Genomic DNA, 18,358 nt, shown 5'->3' on the forward strand with positions numbered 1-18,358 from the left:
TTGACTATGGAAAATAATATCAGACTTCAGTTATTGATCAGCAAATACTTGGATAGGTCTCTTTCGGGGGCGGAAAAGAATGAACTACTAGGCTACTTTGATGACCCTGTATTTCTAGTGGAGATTGAGGAGCGCTTTGGAATGGAATATGAACAGGAACTTGGCGCGGATGAAATAAACGATATTCGTCAGATGCAACTGTTGCAGTACGTATTCCAATATGAGACGCCAGATCAAGAAGAACAAATCCGGAAAGTTAAGCTGTGGCCACAAATTGGCATCGCAGCTGCGGTTGCCACAATCATTATATCGGTAGGTATATGGTTCTACAAAAATCAGAATAGTGTTGCTACCGATCAGCTTGCCTGGGTGAATGACGTTGCCCCTGGTAAAAATGGTGCAACCCTGACCTTGGCAAACGGTCAAAAGATCCTGATCAAGGATGCCTTAACAGGAAATATTGCTACGCAATCCGGAGTAAAAATATCAAAGACAGCCGATGGGCAGATCATTTATGAGATTATAGAAGGCAACAATGGTGAAATAACATACAACACCCTGACTACTACTCGTGGGGAACAGACACAGGTGCGTTTACCTGATGGAACACTCGTGTTTCTAAATGCCGGGTCTTCACTTAAATACCCTACAAGTTTTGCGAAAATCGGTAGAAGGCAGGTTTTTTTAACGGGAGAAGGGTATTTTGAAGTGGCGAAGGATAAAGTCCATCCTTTCATTGTAAAAACCGACCAACAGGAAGTGGAAGTTTTGGGTACCCATTTTAATATCAGCAGTTACGACGATGAGCCTGCAACTAGAACAACCTTAGCGGAAGGTTCCGTAAATATCATTGCAAATGGCATTAACAAGACCCTAAAGTCAGGTGAGCAAGCGGTTTTGGTAAATAATAATTTAAGTGTAATTAATATCAATCCTGAAGATGTTGTTGCTTGGAAAAATGGCCTCTTTGTTTTCAATGATGAAAGCCTGGAAAGTATCATGCGTAAGGTGTCAAGATGGTACGATGTAGAAGTTTATTATCAGGACAAGCTCCCCGCTACCTCGTATCTTGCGTCATTATCGCGCTCAAAAAATCTATCAACCTTAATCAACATACTTGAAAAATCAGGAGACGTTCACTTCAAAATACAGGGAAGGAGGGTTGTCGTGATGAAATAGACCTCTACTTTCAAAATGACAATCAAAAGAAGCCGGTTTTCGACAGCCATCGAAAACCGGTAAACATTGGATTGTCCCATTAAATAATGTGCAAACAAGATTCAACAAAACCCAACTAAACAAATGTATGAAATTTTACTATCTATATAGGCCGAAATACGGTAGCTATATAAACAACCAATTATTGCGTATTATGAAATTAACCGTACTCATAATTTCCTTATTCTTACTTCAGGTAAGTGCCGCTACCAATGCACAAACCATTACCCTGAATGAAAAAGCTGCATCTCTTGAAAAGATTCTTAAAGCAATCAGGGATCAGACAGGATATGATTTCATTGGCAATACCAAACTCATCAGATCGGCCGACCCTGTTACCATTCGTGTAAACAAAGCCTCTATCAACGAAGTACTGAGAATATGCTTTGGAAATCAACAGCTTACTTATATTGTTAAGGATAAAACAATCATTTTAAAGAGTATTGTGCAAAGTACAGAAATTGTTGCACAGCGCACTTCGGTAATAAATGGAACTGTAGTTTCAGATGATGGTGAGATTCCTTTAGCCAATGCCACTATTCTGGCTGTAGGTACCGATATCAAAGCTTATACAGATCAGAATGGAAAATTTTCCATCACCGTGCCTGAATCGGTTAAGATATTGAGAGTCACTTATATTGGGTACGACCCCAAGGATTATAAAATAGACATAAAGTCTAAACAGGTCGTTATACGACTTATGCTTCAAAATAATTCTCTAGATGAGGTTGTGGTAAGGACTGGGATATACAAAAGACCAGTAGAGAACTTCACCGGTTCAGCAAAAACAATTACGGCTGAAGAGTTAAAAAGAGTTGCTCCCAGCAATATCCTTGCTGCCATAGGTATACTCGATCCTGCCTTTAGACTTCCAGAAGACATTAATCTGGGTGCAGATCCTAACAGGTTGCCCGACATAGAGCTTAGGGGACAAAATAATTTTCCTGTTCAGGCCGATGCTTCTGGTGCTACCAGTAGTGCTTCGTTACGAAATGTATATGGAGATAAGCCAAACGCACCGTTATTTGTACTCGATGGTTTTCAGGTAAATCTGCAAAGGATCTTTGATCTGGATATGAACAGGGTTGAACGGATCACGATCTTGAAGGATGCCGCGGCAACTTCTATCTATGGTTCAAGAGCGAGTAATGGTGTAGTGGTTATAGATACACGCCAGCCTAAAGAAGGCTCGGTGAGGATTTCTTACAGAGGTGGTATTACTGTAACCGCACCTGATCTGAGTAGTTATGACCTGTTAAATGCTTCTGAAAAGCTGGCGTTTGAAAAGGAAGTTGGTTTTTATAAGGACAGCGGTACATGGCCGTATCTGCAGACCGTAAGGGATGCAGAATATAATGAGCGATTGAAAGCGGTGACTAGCGGAGTAGATACCTACTGGTTGTCTCAACCCCTGCAGACTGGCTACGGAAACAATCACTCACTTTATCTGGAAGGAGGTGATCAGGTAGTGAGATATGGTATCAACCTAAGCAACCAGAATGATGTGGCGGTTATGAAAGGTTCGGGCCGAGACCGTATGAACGGAGGTGTAACACTTACCTATCGCAATTCAAAACTTTTATTTTCAAACGATTTGAGCATCAACAATGTAAAAGCTACAAATAGTCCATATGGCAGTTTTGGTGATTATACCAAACTGAATCAATACTGGTCGCCCTATGATGAAAATGGACAATTTGCTAGATTCCTTGGTGAGCCAAGAAGAAACAGTACAGGCGTACTTTATGCGAACTATGGAAATCCGCTTTACAATGCAGTATTGCCGAGCAAGGATTTCAACGAACAGCTGGGCTTTACTAACAACTTCAGATTTGAATGGTCGGTATTGAACTGGTTACGCATCATGGGTGGTGTTGGTTATACCCACAACAATACCTCTTCAGATTATTATTTATCAGCCAGAAATACCTCATTTGAATCATTACCCATCACCGAACGGGGGAGATACAACAAAGGGACGGGCAAAACTGACCTGATAGATGCAAACCTAGGCTTTGACATCCGCAAAACCTGGAAGAAAAATCTGATATTCGTGACCGGTAGTATGAATGCTAATCAGGGTAAAGAACAGACTTTCAATACCTCAGTAATTGGCTTTCCAAATGAAAAAGTGGCTGAACTGATCTTTGCCAGTAAGTACGATCCTACTACAACAAAACCGTCGGGAACCCAAGGAATCAGCCGCCTGATCAGTGGAAGAATGAATGCCAACTATGCCTACGATAACAAATACCTGTTTGATTTCTCCGTCAGCCTTGATGCTTCTTCACAGTTTGGCAAGGACAGAAGTGTGGCACCTTTCTGGTCAGCAGGTTTAGGCTGGAACGTCCACAGGGAGAAATTTATGGAAACTGTCAAGTTTGTTAGTTTCCTTAAGATCCGTGGTTCTGTGGGTACTACCGGCGACCAGAACTTTCCTCCTTACATGGCTTTGAGTACTTACAACTATTATTCTGACCAGTTTTACCTGAACCAATTGAGCGCATACCTTGTTGGATATGGAAATTCGACATTGGGCTGGCAAAAAAGCTTAAAACGTGGTGCCGGGGTTGATGCAACTTTATGGAACAACAGGATCAGTTTATCTGGAGACTTCTATTACAACACCACTAACGACCTGATTCTTGATATTACTACTCCTCCTTCTTTGGGCATCAGCAGCTATAAAGAAAATGCGGGTGCATTGCGGAATATCGGATGGCAGGGTAATGTAAACGTAAACATCATTCAAAGACCTAAAGATACCTTCTACTGGAGAGCGGGGCTATCGGTTTACGGAAATACAAATACCATCACCAAAATCTCAAACTCTCTGAAAAAACTGAATGATGCTGCCAACGCAATTGATCAGAACATAAATGATCCCAACAGGAAAAAACCTAAGAATTATTACCAGGAAGGGCAGTCGCTGACATCCTTATATGTGGTAAGGAGTCTTGGTATTGATCCGGCAAACGGACAGGAGATCTATCTTGACAGAAACGGCAATTCGACCTATGTTTGGAGTTCCAATGATAAAGTTCCAGTAGGCGATACTAGGGCGAGAGTTTCGGGTACATTGAGCACGGGAGTTGATTATAAAGGTTTCGGATTTAACATTTACATGTCCTACCGTCTGGGTGCAGATCTGTACAACCAGACTTTGGTAGATCGTATAGAAAATGCAGACATCACTTTTAACGTCGATCGAAGAGTATCAAGCGACAGGTGGAAAAAACCTGGTGACCATAAGTTCTTTAAAGGCATCATCGGTAGTGCAGATGGTAAGGCTGTAGTAGAAAGCACACTTGCAACCTCCAGATTTGTGCAAAAGGAATACATGCTGGAAGCTTCAAGGGTATCATTTACTTACCAGTTCCCAGAAAGTCTGAAATGGCTGAAACAGGCACGCCTTTCCAACACAAGGCTTGAACTATATATTGCCAATCCTTTCCAGATTTCTACCATTAAAAGAGAGCGTGGACTGGATTATCCGTTCGCACACAGTTTCACGTTCAACATATCCACAAGTATATTCTAACTAAAACTATAGCTTTATGAAAAAGCCTTTATATATTTTATTGATTTGCCTTCTAACAGCAGGACTCACTTCCTGCAAGAAATGGCTTGATGTGAAGCCGGGAACCCAGGTATTGCAGGACGAGATGTTCAGTACTGAAGCCGGTTTCAACCAGGCAATGTTGGGTTCTTATCTACAGATGGGTACAGGACTTTATGCGGATAACCTAACCATGACTACAATTAGTGCGATGGGTCAGAATTATCAAACCACCTCTACCGGACATCCCCTGTTGGAACACGCCAAATACAACTACGCGGCACCCGCTGTAAAATCTGCCATCGCGACAATATGGAGCAATATGTATAAAGCCATTGGCGGTGTAAACAATATCCTTGATCATGTTGATCAGGTTAAAGGTGTATTCTTGGGCAAACATTACAACCTAGTAAAAGGAGAAGCACTTGGGTTAAGGGCGTATATGCATTTCGATCTGCTTCGCATGTTTGGTCCTATGCCGGCAAATGGCGGCTTGGTAAATGCAATTCCCTACATCAAGACCTTTGGCAAACAAGTAACTCCACTGAGCAATACTACTCAGGTGATAGAACTTTGCCTAAAAGACCTTGATGAGGCCGAGCAACTCCTTTCCGTATATCAGAATATCATACACAACTCAGGAGAGGGTGTAGATGAATTTACAAACTATACGCGCAACCACTTTAACTATTGGGCAGTAAAGGCATTGAAAGCGCGTATTTACTTATATGCCGGTAATAAGGTAAAAGCACTTCAGTATGCTAAGGAGGTCATCAATTCAGGGAAGTTTCCTTTTGTAGATCGTAGTACCTTTAACCTGACGGCCAACCAAGACCGCACCTTTTCTACCGAACATGTCTTTGCCTTAAACTTACCTTTAACGAAGGCGCTTGTTGACGTACGATTCCGCCTGGACGGAAATACAACTTTCCAGGCACAAACTTTTTACCTGACCAGTGCGACCATGAATACCTTGTTTGATGTGGCTACAGGAGGATCTACCGATTACCGCTACCTCTATAACATCAAAACCTCTAATGGATATTCCTACAGCAGCAAGTTCTGGCAAGACGGTATCACCAACCTGCAGCTCAGCAATCAGATACCATTAATCAGACTTTCAGAAATGTATTACATCGCTGCTGAGGCGACGCCAGACCTTACTGAAGCGAGAACATTAATTAATGAAGTCAGGGTAAAACGTGGGTTAGCAGTGCTGACTTCTACATTTGACGAGAACATCAGGATGCAGGAAATTGCTAAAGAGTACATTAAAGAATTTTACGCAGAAGGACAATTGTTCTTCTACTACAAACGTTTGGGAACACTTCCTGTTCCGAGATCAGCAGTGACCATGACCGCTCAAACCTACGTGTTTCCTCTGCCTGACACTGAAATTGAATTTGGTAACAGATAAACCTTAAAGCAAAAAAAATGAAAACTATATTTCACAATCATAGAATCAAATTCCTCTCACTCATTGCCCTGCTCATTATGGCTACCTGCAAAAAGGATGAACTCAAGTATGAAGATAAACCGGGGATTTATATTGACAAAGAAAAATTTGTTGGGGTGAGAGATAGCACCAGTTATTCATTTGCAGAAAAGGCAAACACCCTGATGCTGGATACCATTTACATTCCTGTAAAGATTTCAGGTAATATGTCGACAGTAGATCGAGCCGTACCGTTGAAAGCGGACGAGAGCCTAACTACAGCCATTTCCGGTACGCACTACCAGGTACTAGAAACTAAAATAAAAGCAAACGAGATCATCGCAAGGGTGCCTATTCTCATCAAAAGAACTACTGACCTCAAAACGAAACAGGTAAGGCTATTTCTAAAAATTGAAACCAGCGCAGAGTTCCCACTTAAAATCATCAATACCAAAACAAATAGTACGTTCAATGGAGAACCATCAAATACCTATACACCTGGCTATCTGATCAAGTTTAGCGATCAGCTATTAAAACCGGATACCTGGGATGCTTCAGGAAGTTGGTTTAAGTTTTTTTTCGGGGTGTATAGTGCTGTGAAATACAAATTTGTAATTGATGTAACCGGCAGAACAGTTTGGGGCCCGAGAGCCCGGGATGGTGCTGAAGCGCCTACCTCCACACAGATGTACATCTATTACGCCAAACTTGTTTCAGCGCTTTATGAATATGAAAAATTAAATGGCCCAATGATAGATGAAACTGGTAACCAAGTGACATTTCCTAAACTTTAACAGATGAAAAAGAATATATTATCATTACTATACGGCTTTGCACTCATTTCCCTCCTCACTGTGGGATGTATGAAAGACAAAGGCAATTATGATTTAAAGATAATCAATGAAATTGAGGTTGGAGCATTGAGCACCACCGCCAATATAGATATCTTGCTGAATGACACACTTCGTATCACGCCCACGGTGACCCAAAACAATGTTACCAATGGTAAGTATACCTATAGCTGGTATATATTCAGCGATGCTTTTGGGCCTAAAATTGAGCTTTCTGATAAGAAAGACCTGAAAGTTGCTATTAATGCGCCACTGGGTGGCTACACACTGATGTATGTGGTAAAAGATATTAATACTAATATTACCTCGACAGTTCAAACCCACCTTAACATAATATCGCGGTTTGGAAGCGGCATTGTTGTTCTGGAAGAAAAGGCTCAGGGTGGGGATATCAGTCACATCGGTTTAGATGGCCAGATTTACAGAAACCTTTACACTACGGGTAACCAAGGTAACTATATTCCAAAACCGATAGGCGAACTGGTTGGTTTCTATCATAAACGCGGAGAACAGATACAAAAACCTTACAACCTGTTTATATCTGCACCTGAGAGAAGTACCATTCAGTTAGATGCCGAAAATTACCAACAAGCCGGGCTTTTTTCTGCGATGCTCGCAATACCTCCGGCAGCGCCAGTTCACTTGTCTGCTATACAGGGGTATTGGAGTGGAAATTCAATTTTTGCAGCGGTTAACGGCAAGATACATTTTGGGACGCAGGATGTCGCTGTCCCATTGTTCGAAGGTTCCCTGATTGGCGATTATGAGGTAGCGCCCTTTATCATTACTGCTACAAGTGCCGGCCGCCAAAATACACCAGCTATTACTACAAACTTCATCTGCTATGATCAAAAAAACCGTCGTTTTTTATGGTTTTCTGGTTTCGCGACAGGACAACTAAATACCTACGCAACAGACATGTCCAGCCCTGGTGCCTTTAACCCTAATAATGTTGGCAAAACCTGTGTTTATGCCTGCTATTCGAATGAGTATGCATACTACAATTGGTTGATGAAGGATGATGCTGGCAAAATGTATTTTTACCAAATTTATCCAATCTCCACCCAAAAAGCAGCGGCCGCCTATGCTGAAATTCCTGCTTCAGCAGGAATGAATAATGCAGCAATTTTTGCTGGCTCTACTGAACTTCCTCATATTTACTATGTATCTGGGAACAACATCATGCTTTACGACTACAAATCAAACACAGCCAAATTGGTATATACCCCATCAGCAGGGGAACAAATTACCGACTTAAAATTTTCGGTGAGTAGGGTAGCCGAGTTCAATACTTTTTACCGGATCATTAGAACCACAGGAAAAATTTACATCGCAACCTACAATGGCACTGAAGGGAAAGTTCAAGAATTTGATGTTTCAGCCACTGGAGATTTAGGAAGCCCAGTAAAAAAATATGGTGGCTTTGGTAAAATCACAAGTATGTTCTATAAAGAAAAAAGATAACTTATGAAAAACAGAAATATGCTGTCCATTGCACTTGTGCTTGCTCCTCTATTAGGGGCAGCACAGGCAGGCAATCCTTTTACAATAATGGGAAAGGTTGCCGATTACCAGCGTGTGGTAGACAATACTATCTACCTTAAATTTAAACAAAACGGCAAAGAAACTAAAGACAGCGTGAAATTGATAAATGGCACCTATACTTTTAAAGGCAAGGTCTCCTATCCCGTTAAAGCAGTTATTCAACTGAAAGTTGCAGATAGCGTAGAAAAATATCATGCAAGTACCCGCACTCTGAAAGATTATGCTCATGACTTCTACATCGATAAAGGACAGCTCATGGCACATGCTCCTGAGAAATTAAACAGTACTGTGATTAAAGGTTCTAAAGCGGATGATGACAGACAGGAACTGAAAGCCAAGCTGGACCCATATTATGCTGCAAGCAACAAGATTTACAAAGAAGAGGGGTCTGCGGCCTATAAAAGCAAGGATAGTGTAGCAATAGCAAACTATACGAAGAAGAGTTATAGAATCCAGGACCAGATAGATTCTGTGAAAAAAGCATATTTGTTTAGTCACGTACAATCAGGAACCGTATTGGATTTACTTCAGGAATATACCAGAACAATATTGGAACCCTCCGAAATCCAGCCTTTTTTTAATAAAATACAGCCTTCCATAAAAGCTTCAGCGGAAGGCCAGGCCTATTCAAAGCGCATTGAGCAATCCAAGGTAACAGCCCTTGGCGCAGCAGCACCAGATTTTATATTAAAAGACAAGAATGGAAAGGAAATCAGCCTCTCCTCCATGAAAGGGAAATTAATACTTCTGGATTTCTGGGGAAGCTGGTGTGGTCCCTGCAGGGATACTCACCCTCATTTGAAAAAATTATATGCAGCGTATAAGTCTAAAGGATTCGAAATTTTTGGAGTTTCCAATGAACTGAGCAATAACCAGGAAGAAAATTATAACAAATGGGTTAAAGCAATGGATGAAGACAAAATGGAGTGGGTAAATGTGCTGAACGATAAAAGCAAAGGTGATAAAGCTAACGGTGTACTGAGCAAGTATAGCGTAACTGCATTTCCTACAAAAATTCTGATCGACAAAGATGGCAGAATCATTAGGCGCCTTGTAGGGAGCGGAGTGAAAAGCCAGGAAGAGCTCGTGAAATTATTGCAGGATAAACTACATTAGTAATATTAATCAAAAAGGCTGTATTGGTTAATGAGGTTGCAATTTATAACTTGATACAATAGTTTGTTCAAAATATTATTTCTTCATAACATTCTAAAAACCGCCTATTTCAATCAATTCGTCCATAAAAGGCTTGCTTCCTTTGGAGTTACTTAACCAAAACAATATTTCCCATCTAGGGTTTATCATGAGGGCATATTAGCGCCGGCAAAGCTTATGAAGATTTACAGATTGGGTATTATCGGTTATGGGGGCTTCGGCAGGTTCCTTCACCAGTGGTGGGGAAAGCTCGAGAATATCCAAGTCATGGCAATCGCGGATTCCAAGGCGGAATGTGACGAGGTGGACGGCTGCAGGATCTACCGCCACTGGGAGGAACTGCTCTTGGACGCGGACATCGATATCGTAAGCATCGTGACCCCGCCTTCGGTACATGCCGAGATCGCAGTGGCAGCCATGAGGGCGGGAAAGCATGTGATGCTGGAAAAACCTGTTGCCGTTTCCCTTGTGCAGGTCCGGGATATTCTGCATGCCAAAAGGGAGACAGGAATGTCGATCATGGTCAACCACATGCTGCGCTATACCCCGGTAATGAAGGAAATGGTGGCCATTGCAAAAAGTGGCTGCCTTGGAGAGCTAAGGCATGCCCAGGTTGCCAACTATGCGCAGGACGGATCCCTTCCGGTAGACCACTGGTTTTGGAACAGGGATCTTTCGGGGGGGATACTTGTTGAGCATGGGGTGCATTTTTTCGATCTTATCAATTCGCTGACCACTCAGGGGTCTGACGTCATATCCGGGGAATCCAGTTGGCGCAACTCTCAGCAGCAGGACAGGGTATCGGCAACGGTCGGCTATGACAGGGGGCTCATCGCCCAGCACTACCATGCATTTTCGGGGCCTGGTTTCTTTGAACAGACCACCATCAGGCTGGCCTTTGACCTGGCAAGGATAGAAATCCGGGGCTGGATCCCGATGTCGGGAACGGTCAGTGCGCTGACCTGCGAAAAAAGCAGGGATGCGCTGGCCAGGCTTCCCGGATGGAAGGCTGGGGACTCGGGTCCCATACCGGGCGGCAGAGACACCTTCTCAGGGGAACTGAACGGACAGGAGTTACAGGTGTCGGTATACGTATCTGGCATACAATATTTCCCAGACCAGGACGTGACGGGCAGCTTTTCGACCCCAGGCACTAAGGCGGAAATATATGGAGGCTGCGTGCAGGAGATTCTTGGAGAGCTGATCAGTTGTATCGAAGATCCGGGCTACCGGCCAAGGGTTAGTATCGAGGATGCGGTGGCAGCCCTGGAGACTGCACTAGCCGCATCTGGCTAGATTTTTTACAAGGCCTGTTTTTGGGTCTGCCCGATCTGCAGGTAACCTATTGTTACACATTCTTTAGGGAACGTATAAGGAATATCCCGGTCAATGCCATTCGCATTAGGGGCAGATCTCTGTTTATTGAGTGATCTGTTAGTCTCATCCAAGATTGTAGATTAATTTTATCTATTGGACTGAAAAGGCAAACATGAAGTCCTTTGTTCCGAAAAAATATTCACCATTTGCTAAGTTCCTTACGGTTAGATGATAATATCCATCTTTGATTTTGCTCACTTCGTAGGCAATTTTTTCAACTGAATTTGTTGTACTGGTCGACTTTGCGATTGTGGTGATGAATACTCTTTGATTACCCCGAACTGTAAATTTTGCCAAATCAAAAACCGAAGTTGGATCTGTGTTTGGACTTACCTTAACGATAAATTTTAGCTCTTTTTGGGCTTCAATCTTTACGGGAGAGGATATGCCATTTAATACAAATCCTCCTTCGGCTTTGAAAAGTCCTTTTGCCTTTGCCATGGTATTGTACTGAGATTTCTCAAGCTCAATCAGTTTGCCTGATTTATTGTCGTAATACGCAGGTTTCTCGTTAAACTCTGGTAAAGTCTGGGCCCTTGTGACCAAAACGCTAAATAGTAAGAATAAAAAGCTGAACAAATTTTTCATATCATGCTTTAAAAATATGGAAATTAAAAACAATTACAGGACCGCTTGCAGATACGCCGGTTGACGGATTAGCAACTAATTCTTGGGTTTTTCATCTATTAACCTGGTACAATTAAGGTTTGGTTCAACTTAGATGACCCTATTGTCGGTTCGTTGGTGCAAACCTAATGCTATACTGATTGCCGTAATATGCGAATATCACTTTTTTCTGATCTTAGCGTTCAACAAAAAACAGTTCTGAAAAGAGCTGCTTTTTTTGTTTAAGGGCTTTATTTGCAGTCAAAGCCATTATTTACAAAGTTTACATTTTTATTTACAACTTTTTACACTGTACCAATCGGCATAAGGTATAAGTTTGCTCCGATCAATATCAAACCTTTTAAAATGTTTTAATGATGAAATACCTATACACTTTGTTCCTCATTTTCCTTTGTCAAGGATTATTCATAAAACTTTATGCTCAGGAAAAGAAATATGCTCATGAAATAGAACTAAAAATAAAAGCAGTAGAAAATAACCTTGGCCTTCAAGTCCGCATTGAAGGTGAGCCTAACCATACCCTGAAGGGAAGAATGAATTTTTATCATGTAAATGGTGTCAGTATTGCAATGATTAAAGACTATAAAATAGAATGGGCAAGAAGTTATGGCTGGGCTGATAGTGTTGAGCAACGTCGTGTTACCATGGGCACCTTATTTCAGGCAGGCTCAATCAGTAAATCCTTGAATGGTGTTGGTGTTTTAAAAATGGTGCAGGATAAGAGACTAAATCTCTATACTGATGTTAATGATTATTTAACAACATGGAAATTTCCATATGATTCATTAGCTAAAAGCAAGAAAATAACCCTTGCAAACCTGCTTAGCCATACAGCAGGTTTAAGTGTGCATGGTTTTCCTGGATATGAAAAAGGAGACACCATTCCTATGCTGGTGCAAATACTTAATGGCGAAAGACCCGCTAATACAGCTGCTGTCCGTTCTGCATTTGAACCTGGATTGAAATATCAATACTCAGGTGGAGGAACTACAATTTCTCAACTGATAGTACAAGACATTACCAAAAAACCTTATGATGAATTCATGTGGGAAAATGTATTAAAACCCATGGGTATGAAAAATAGTTTTTATACCCAGCCTCCGCCAGGAGATAAACAAAAACTTTTGGCATCTGGATATTATAATGATGGAAAAGCTGTAAAGGGGAAATATCATATTTATCCAGAACAAGCTGCTGCAGGATTATGGACGAACCCAACAGATCTGGCTTATTATATCATAGAAACGCAGTTGGCATTACAGGGGAAATCTAACAAAGTGCTTTCACAAGAAATGACCAAACTAAGGCTTACACCGTATGTTCACAATTCTGCAGCTTTGGGTGTATTCATTATTAAAAGAGGTGAGCAAACTTACTTCCAGCACACTGGGGCTGATGAAGGATTTGTTAGTCAATATTATGGCAGTATGGAAGGTGGTAATGGCGTAGTTGTGATGGTAAATAGTGATAATGGAGCTATTACAGAAGAAATAATAAATAGTGTTGCAACCGTTTATGGATGGAAAGGTTTTTACAATCCACTACAAAGGCCAAAGATCATTACTGTTCCACAAAATATCTTAGAAAACTATGTGGGTGAATATAAACGTAAGGCCGATGATAAATTTTACATCAAAATTAGCCTAGTGAATGGGCGGTTTTTTTATTCAGAGCCGGGTTGGGACGGATTTGAATTGTATGCCGGTGCTGAAAATGATTTCTTTTCGAGAGAATTCCCTGTTGGTATTACATTTATAAAGGATGCAGTGGGTAAAGTTATTGAATTGGAATATCATCGCGGTTCTAGGAATGAAAAATTTAAAAAAACTAAGTAGTTAAGTTCGTCTACTAATTAAGGCTCCAATTTCATAACTAATAAAATACAGCATAGGGCAGGATGCAAATCAAATATTAATTTTAGATATTAGTATGCTAACCAAATAAATTGTCTTATCAGATTGAGCATCACTGCTAAATATGGAAAGAATACAAGTATTTTTAATGAAATTTATATATCTACTATGTTTATTATTCTTTCTAAGTGAAAATTGCTCAGCTCAAAACAAAATCAAATGGGGCGACTGGCACAAGTGGGGAGATCAAAATGATGGGACTTATCAAAATCCAATACTTCCTGCTGATTATAGTGATTTAGACTGTATAAGGGTTGGTAATGATTATTATGCCGTATCATCTACATTCCAATATTCGCCGGGATTTGTGATCTTAAAGTCTAAAGATCTTGTGAATTGGAAAATCATTAGCCATGCGGTAAAAGATATTTCAAAAATTTCACCAGAAATGAATTGGGATAAAATGAATGCTTATGGCAGAGGGATCTGGGCAGGTGCTATTCGATATCATAACCATAAATTTTGGATATACTTTGGTGATCCAGATCACGGTTATTTCATGACAACTGCACTTAAAGCTGAAGGACCATGGGAACCTGTTCATCAAATTTTGGATGCAAAAGGGTGGGATGATGGATGCCCTTTTTGGGATACTGATGGGCAGGGTTATTTCATTGGAACTAATTTCTCAGACAACTATAAAATTCACTTGTTTAAAATGACCGCTGATGGAAAAACTTTAATCAAAGATTCAGACAGGGTTATTTATCAATCTAAAGGAAGTGAAGCGAATAAGCTCTTTAAAATTAAGGATACTTACTATCACTTCTTCTCCGAGGTTAAAGCAGGCGGTAGGGTAGTGATGATGGAGCGAGCTAAAAACATATATGGCCCTTACGAAGGACCAAAGCAGTTGAGTTATGCTCAAAAAGAATATCATGAACCTAACCAAGGTGGCATCGTTCAAACTCAAAAAGGAGATTGGTATTTTTTAACTCATCACGGCTCTTCGGGGGACTGGGCAGGAAGGGTGATGAGTTTATTGCCAATTGAATGGATTGAGGGCTGGCCAATTTTGGGAAAGCCCGATTTAGATAAAATTGGGTCAATGGTTTGGAGTGGTCGTAAACCTATTCAGGGACAAAAGAAAGTAATTCCTCAAACTAGCGATGATTTTAGCGCAAAAGCATTAGCAGCGCAATGGGAATGGAATTACCAGCCCAGAGCAGAAAAGTGGAACTTAAATGAGAGGAGAGGTTGGTTGAGGCTAAAAGCTTTTAAGCCCATTGAAAAAAATAATCTATTAAAAGCAGGAAATACAATTACACAACGCTCATTTAGGTCAGCATTTAACGAAGTAATTATTAAAATGGATTTAAGAGGGATGACGAAAGGCCAAAAGTCTGGTTTAACACATTTTGGTTCTCCAAATTATGCATCAATAAGTGTGGTGTTTGATGGCAGCGCAAGAAGAATAGCGTATGATGTTAGAGGCAATACTGTTTTAGGTGATTCAATTTCATCACATCAATTATGGCTAAGATCTACTTGGGGATTAGATGGCTTAAGCCAGTTTTATTATAGCAATGATGGTGTAAAGTATATTTCATTTGGAAAGCCATATCAACTTATGTGGGGCGCATATCGCGGCGATAGAATTGGTATTTACACGTATAACAATGAGGCTGATGAGGGTTATTTAGACGTAGATTATTTTAGTTACCGATTAAATAAATCACAAAAATAAATTAAATGAAATTATCGAGAATTTCTGTAGTAGAAAGAACTCCCCAATTTTAAAAGTGGTTAGAATAACGTACCGTTACTGACCCAGAGTTTAGATAGGTTCATTTCGCAAGATTTGAACCTTTTTTATTTACATAGTTGTCTGGTTGGTAATCACACCAACAGAATGTGAATTTTGTCATTCAGAGCAAAGCGAAGGAACAATTTATCATTCTAATCTTAGCAGGAATTTCTAATTAAAGTGTTGCGAATCTAACTAAGCACAAGTCACACTTCGTTTAAGACTTGCGTTAGGTGGGTTTTTACCTTAGCATATGTCCAAACTCGATTTTAGATTGTTCAGTTTAAAGGGAGGACTTCATAGTTTAAGATCAAATTTATTGACTGTAATATTATAACTTTATATCTTAATAAAAGTTTTTCCCGTTTTCTGTGTATGATGATGATAGTTTTAAAAATGAAATGACAATTAAGAAAAGTACCTAAATATGAAAACATCTATTCGATTAGCCAACTCTACTATTTTGATCTTGGGGAGAATGGCAAAAATATGTTTTTTCATGGTTCTACTAGTAAGTTGTAAAAACAATGAGCCGGCATTTGTTGTGATGGGGGATAAAATGGTTACAAAGGATGTAAAGGTAAATATTGGGATGCTTAAAGATGATGGTACAACGATGACCACTATGTACTATAACGGTAAAAGCTACCAGATCAAGAACCATGGTACGCTTCGCTATGCAATTTATGTGTCCTATAAAGACAGTCTGTTCTATAGGTGTGAAATGGACAATCTGCACGGGGAGTTGAAAGGTGAATCGATAAACGAAATAATTGTTAAAAAAAGTGAAGATGGTGCAATTTTGGCATCTTACAGGGGCCTGAAAGAAAGTTCTGATACGGCTGGCATAGCTTTAAGGCCTTGGAACAATTTTGTTGCCGAGCTACTTCTTCCATCTGTTGAAAAAGTGAATTTTACAGCTTTTTATGAGACCAGATAATATGGTAAATATGAAAAAGAATAGTGCCTTAGAACATTTTCATATCCTCAGCATTTTTGAGACTCAACTTGCGTTAGAGGAATTATGAAGCTAGCTTACTTTATTTTTTTTGGAATTTTTATTGGATTTGCCTTTGCACTGATTGATACAATAGTAGGGAATGCGGAAATATCCGCTATCGAGGCGGGGGATAGTGATTTGCTGAAAAACTTAAGCGTGTCAAAATTGGCCATCTATTCGGCTATTGGCGCTATCACAGGGGCTGCTTTTTATGCCGTCGTTACAAAAGCAGTCAAAAAGAAAACAAAAACATAGTATTGCCACAAACATTACGTTCATTGGTTTTATTATTTAGCTGGTTAGCCACAATTATTTTCATTACAATTGCCCGCTGATGTTTGTTATCGTATTTCAGATCAGGCTGAAAAAGGAAATCGATATTCTTTAATGCATGCATTATTGAACAACCTGCGGCATATTACTTGCCCTTTAGGCTCGTAGATTTATTTGGTTGATGCTTTTGCCGAACTTACCCATATCAAGTTGTTGTTATGGGAAAACTTGTAAACATCTTTCCACCAGGTTGCCGCTCCCCTGCAGGCAGTAATGAACAGCTTATTTTTTTTATCCAATGTTACATCACAAAAACCCGTACATTTCGCTTTAGGAGCATTTGGTTCTGCAAGGATCTGGAATTGCTTTGATGTCCGGTTATAAAGATAAATGCTGTAGGTTCTGTATACACCCATGCCCCCGTCTGGGATGGAAAATGCAACGTCGTCATAACCATCGAAATTGTAATCGGCAATGGTGCCCTTTCTCTGGGGATCGGGGTGGTCAAAGCTCGGAAGTTGGCTGGTTTTTGTGCTGCCGTCTGGATAGCTGAAGATGAGCAGATTGTCTGTAGTGTAACGAAAGGAGATCAGTACGCCATGTAGAAGGTACTTGCCAATTCGTTCATAACCCTGTTGATCTGGTGCGTGCTCCAGCTTAAATCGTTTTCCATCCCTGTTCCTTTTATACCATATGCCTGATACTTTTTCCGACTCCTGGGTCAGGCCATATGTTCCGGTCACTTTCCCGCCAACAACCTCTTCCCACAAGTAGGTTACCTTTGATTGTCCTGTTTTATCTTGTACGGTCCGGCTTTTTAGCTGTAATGGTATGATGCCCTGCTGGCCACGATATTGAACAACTGCCCCCTTGCCTTCGGTACCAAAGTAAATTTCCAGTTGGAAAGGCTTGGCCTCACCAGTGGATCTAAGGGAAAAGGGTTGGGCAACTGCCTGGGAAAATAACAATACCAGCACGATCATAGGTGGCAACTTCTTAAGCATAGTTTCTAGTTTTAGTATCCTTTGGCATTTATTGTGCCGTTTATTTCCTCAAACAATTTATCTTAAGGAAAGGTTCCTTAAATAAAGATAAATTTGGCTATAAAGAATATCCCTATGAAATACCTGATGATAATTATAATATGTTTCCTCATTGCTTTGGCTGTCGATGTCATGGGGGTATTTATTTTGCAGTCCCTAGATCAGATTGGTACGGCTGATACAGATATGAAGAACCTGCCCTACGGTATTGCCATAGGCTTCAACCTTTTGCTGGCTTTGGGCACTTTACCCATATTCCTGAATCTAAGGCCTTGGTTCAAAGATAATTTGATACGGAGCGCATTGAGTTTTTTTCTGCTTCCGCTTGTCATCATGATATATCTCGCCTTTTCGCTGGAAGAGGAAGCATTAGTCGGAGTAGGATTCTGCACCCCTTATTTTATTGCGCTATTGGTGCTTTTTATACGTTTTCGCAATCAAACATTTGTTTAATTGAGCTGTTATTAAAAAAGCGTTATGTACAGGTTCAAAAATCTATTCATATCAATGGCAATACTAAGTTTCCTATACAGCTGCCAAAGATGGCTTGGTCATTTGTGATCTTCCCGGCGGCAGGCCTATATTTGAAAATACGGACGGGACTTTTCTGCCCCT

14 protein-coding genes are annotated in these 18,358 nt (G+C 40.5%); 12 read left to right on the forward strand and 2 right to left on the reverse strand.

What is annotated here, in order from left to right:
- Nucleotides 1-6 precede the first annotated feature (6 nt).
- The 7 genes from FA048_RS15645 (at nt 7) to FA048_RS15675 (ending at nt 11,059) form a co-directional block, all read left to right on the forward strand.
- A complete protein-coding gene (locus FA048_RS15645) occupies nt 7-1,179 on the forward strand; it encodes a FecR family protein (RefSeq protein WP_136842814.1) in 1,173 nt (390 codons plus the stop codon).
- A 193-nt stretch (nt 1,180-1,372) separates the two neighbouring features.
- Nucleotides 1,373-4,759, forward strand: a complete 3,387-nt coding sequence (locus FA048_RS15650; RefSeq protein WP_169306889.1) for a SusC/RagA family TonB-linked outer membrane protein — start codon at nt 1,373-1,375, stop codon at nt 4,757-4,759.
- 16 nt (nt 4,760-4,775) lie between these two features.
- Complete coding sequence (locus tag FA048_RS15655) at nt 4,776-6,194, forward strand: RagB/SusD family nutrient uptake outer membrane protein (RefSeq protein WP_136842817.1); 1,419 nt, start codon at nt 4,776-4,778, stop codon at nt 6,192-6,194.
- Between the two features lie 17 nt (nt 6,195-6,211).
- The gene (locus tag FA048_RS15660) at nt 6,212-7,006 is read left to right on the forward strand and encodes a DUF4843 domain-containing protein (RefSeq protein WP_136842819.1); all 795 of its coding nucleotides are present in this window, start codon (nt 6,212-6,214) and stop codon (nt 7,004-7,006) included.
- 69 nt (nt 7,007-7,075) lie between these two features.
- Complete coding sequence (locus FA048_RS15665; RefSeq protein ID WP_169306890.1) at nt 7,076-8,527, forward strand: PKD-like family lipoprotein; 1,452 nt, start codon at nt 7,076-7,078, stop codon at nt 8,525-8,527.
- A gap of 3 nt (nt 8,528-8,530) precedes the next feature.
- Nucleotides 8,531-9,724 carry a TlpA disulfide reductase family protein gene (locus FA048_RS15670; protein ID WP_136842823.1) on the forward strand — a complete coding sequence of 398 codons (1,194 nt, stop codon included), beginning with the start codon at nt 8,531-8,533 and terminating at the stop codon, nt 9,722-9,724.
- Between the two features lie 216 nt (nt 9,725-9,940).
- Nucleotides 9,941-11,059 carry a Gfo/Idh/MocA family protein gene (locus FA048_RS15675; protein ID WP_136842825.1) on the forward strand — a complete coding sequence of 373 codons (1,119 nt, stop codon included), beginning with the start codon at nt 9,941-9,943 and terminating at the stop codon, nt 11,057-11,059.
- Nucleotides 11,060-11,230: 171 nt separating this feature from the next.
- On the opposite strand, the gene FA048_RS15680 is transcribed toward FA048_RS15675, so the two are convergent.
- Nucleotides 11,231-11,728, reverse strand: coding sequence for a hypothetical protein (locus FA048_RS15680; RefSeq protein ID WP_136842827.1), 498 nt, complete (start codon nt 11,726-11,728; stop codon nt 11,231-11,233).
- Between the two features lie 392 nt (nt 11,729-12,120).
- Here FA048_RS15680 and FA048_RS15685 point away from each other — a divergent pair, with 392 nt between their 5' ends.
- From FA048_RS15685 to FA048_RS15700, 4 genes are all read left to right on the forward strand, one after another.
- The gene (locus FA048_RS15685) at nt 12,121-13,602 is read left to right on the forward strand and encodes a serine hydrolase domain-containing protein (protein WP_136842831.1); all 1,482 of its coding nucleotides are present in this window, start codon (nt 12,121-12,123) and stop codon (nt 13,600-13,602) included.
- A 142-nt stretch (nt 13,603-13,744) separates the two neighbouring features.
- Complete coding sequence (locus FA048_RS15690; RefSeq protein ID WP_205943508.1) at nt 13,745-15,367, forward strand: glycoside hydrolase family 43 protein; 1,623 nt, start codon at nt 13,745-13,747, stop codon at nt 15,365-15,367.
- A gap of 487 nt (nt 15,368-15,854) precedes the next feature.
- Complete coding sequence (locus FA048_RS15695; RefSeq protein WP_136842833.1) at nt 15,855-16,367, forward strand: hypothetical protein; 513 nt, start codon at nt 15,855-15,857, stop codon at nt 16,365-16,367.
- Between the two features lie 84 nt (nt 16,368-16,451).
- Nucleotides 16,452-16,682, forward strand: a complete 231-nt coding sequence (locus FA048_RS15700) for a hypothetical protein (protein WP_136842835.1) — start codon at nt 16,452-16,454, stop codon at nt 16,680-16,682.
- A gap of 188 nt (nt 16,683-16,870) precedes the next feature.
- On the opposite strand, the gene FA048_RS15705 is transcribed toward FA048_RS15700, so the two are convergent.
- On the reverse strand, nt 16,871-17,704 hold the full coding sequence (locus FA048_RS15705; RefSeq protein ID WP_136842837.1) for an XAC2610-related protein: 834 nt from the start codon (nt 17,702-17,704) through the stop codon (nt 16,871-16,873).
- Nucleotides 17,705-17,818: 114 nt separating this feature from the next.
- On the opposite strand from FA048_RS15705, the gene FA048_RS15710 reads away from it, so the two are divergent.
- The gene (locus FA048_RS15710) at nt 17,819-18,196 is read left to right on the forward strand and encodes a hypothetical protein (RefSeq protein ID WP_136842840.1); all 378 of its coding nucleotides are present in this window, start codon (nt 17,819-17,821) and stop codon (nt 18,194-18,196) included.
- The last annotated feature ends 162 nt before the right edge of the window (nt 18,197-18,358 follow it).

It is taken from the genome of Pedobacter polaris, from assembly GCF_005116505.1.
In the GTDB taxonomy this organism is placed as follows: domain Bacteria; phylum Bacteroidota; class Bacteroidia; order Sphingobacteriales; family Sphingobacteriaceae; genus Pedobacter; species Pedobacter polaris.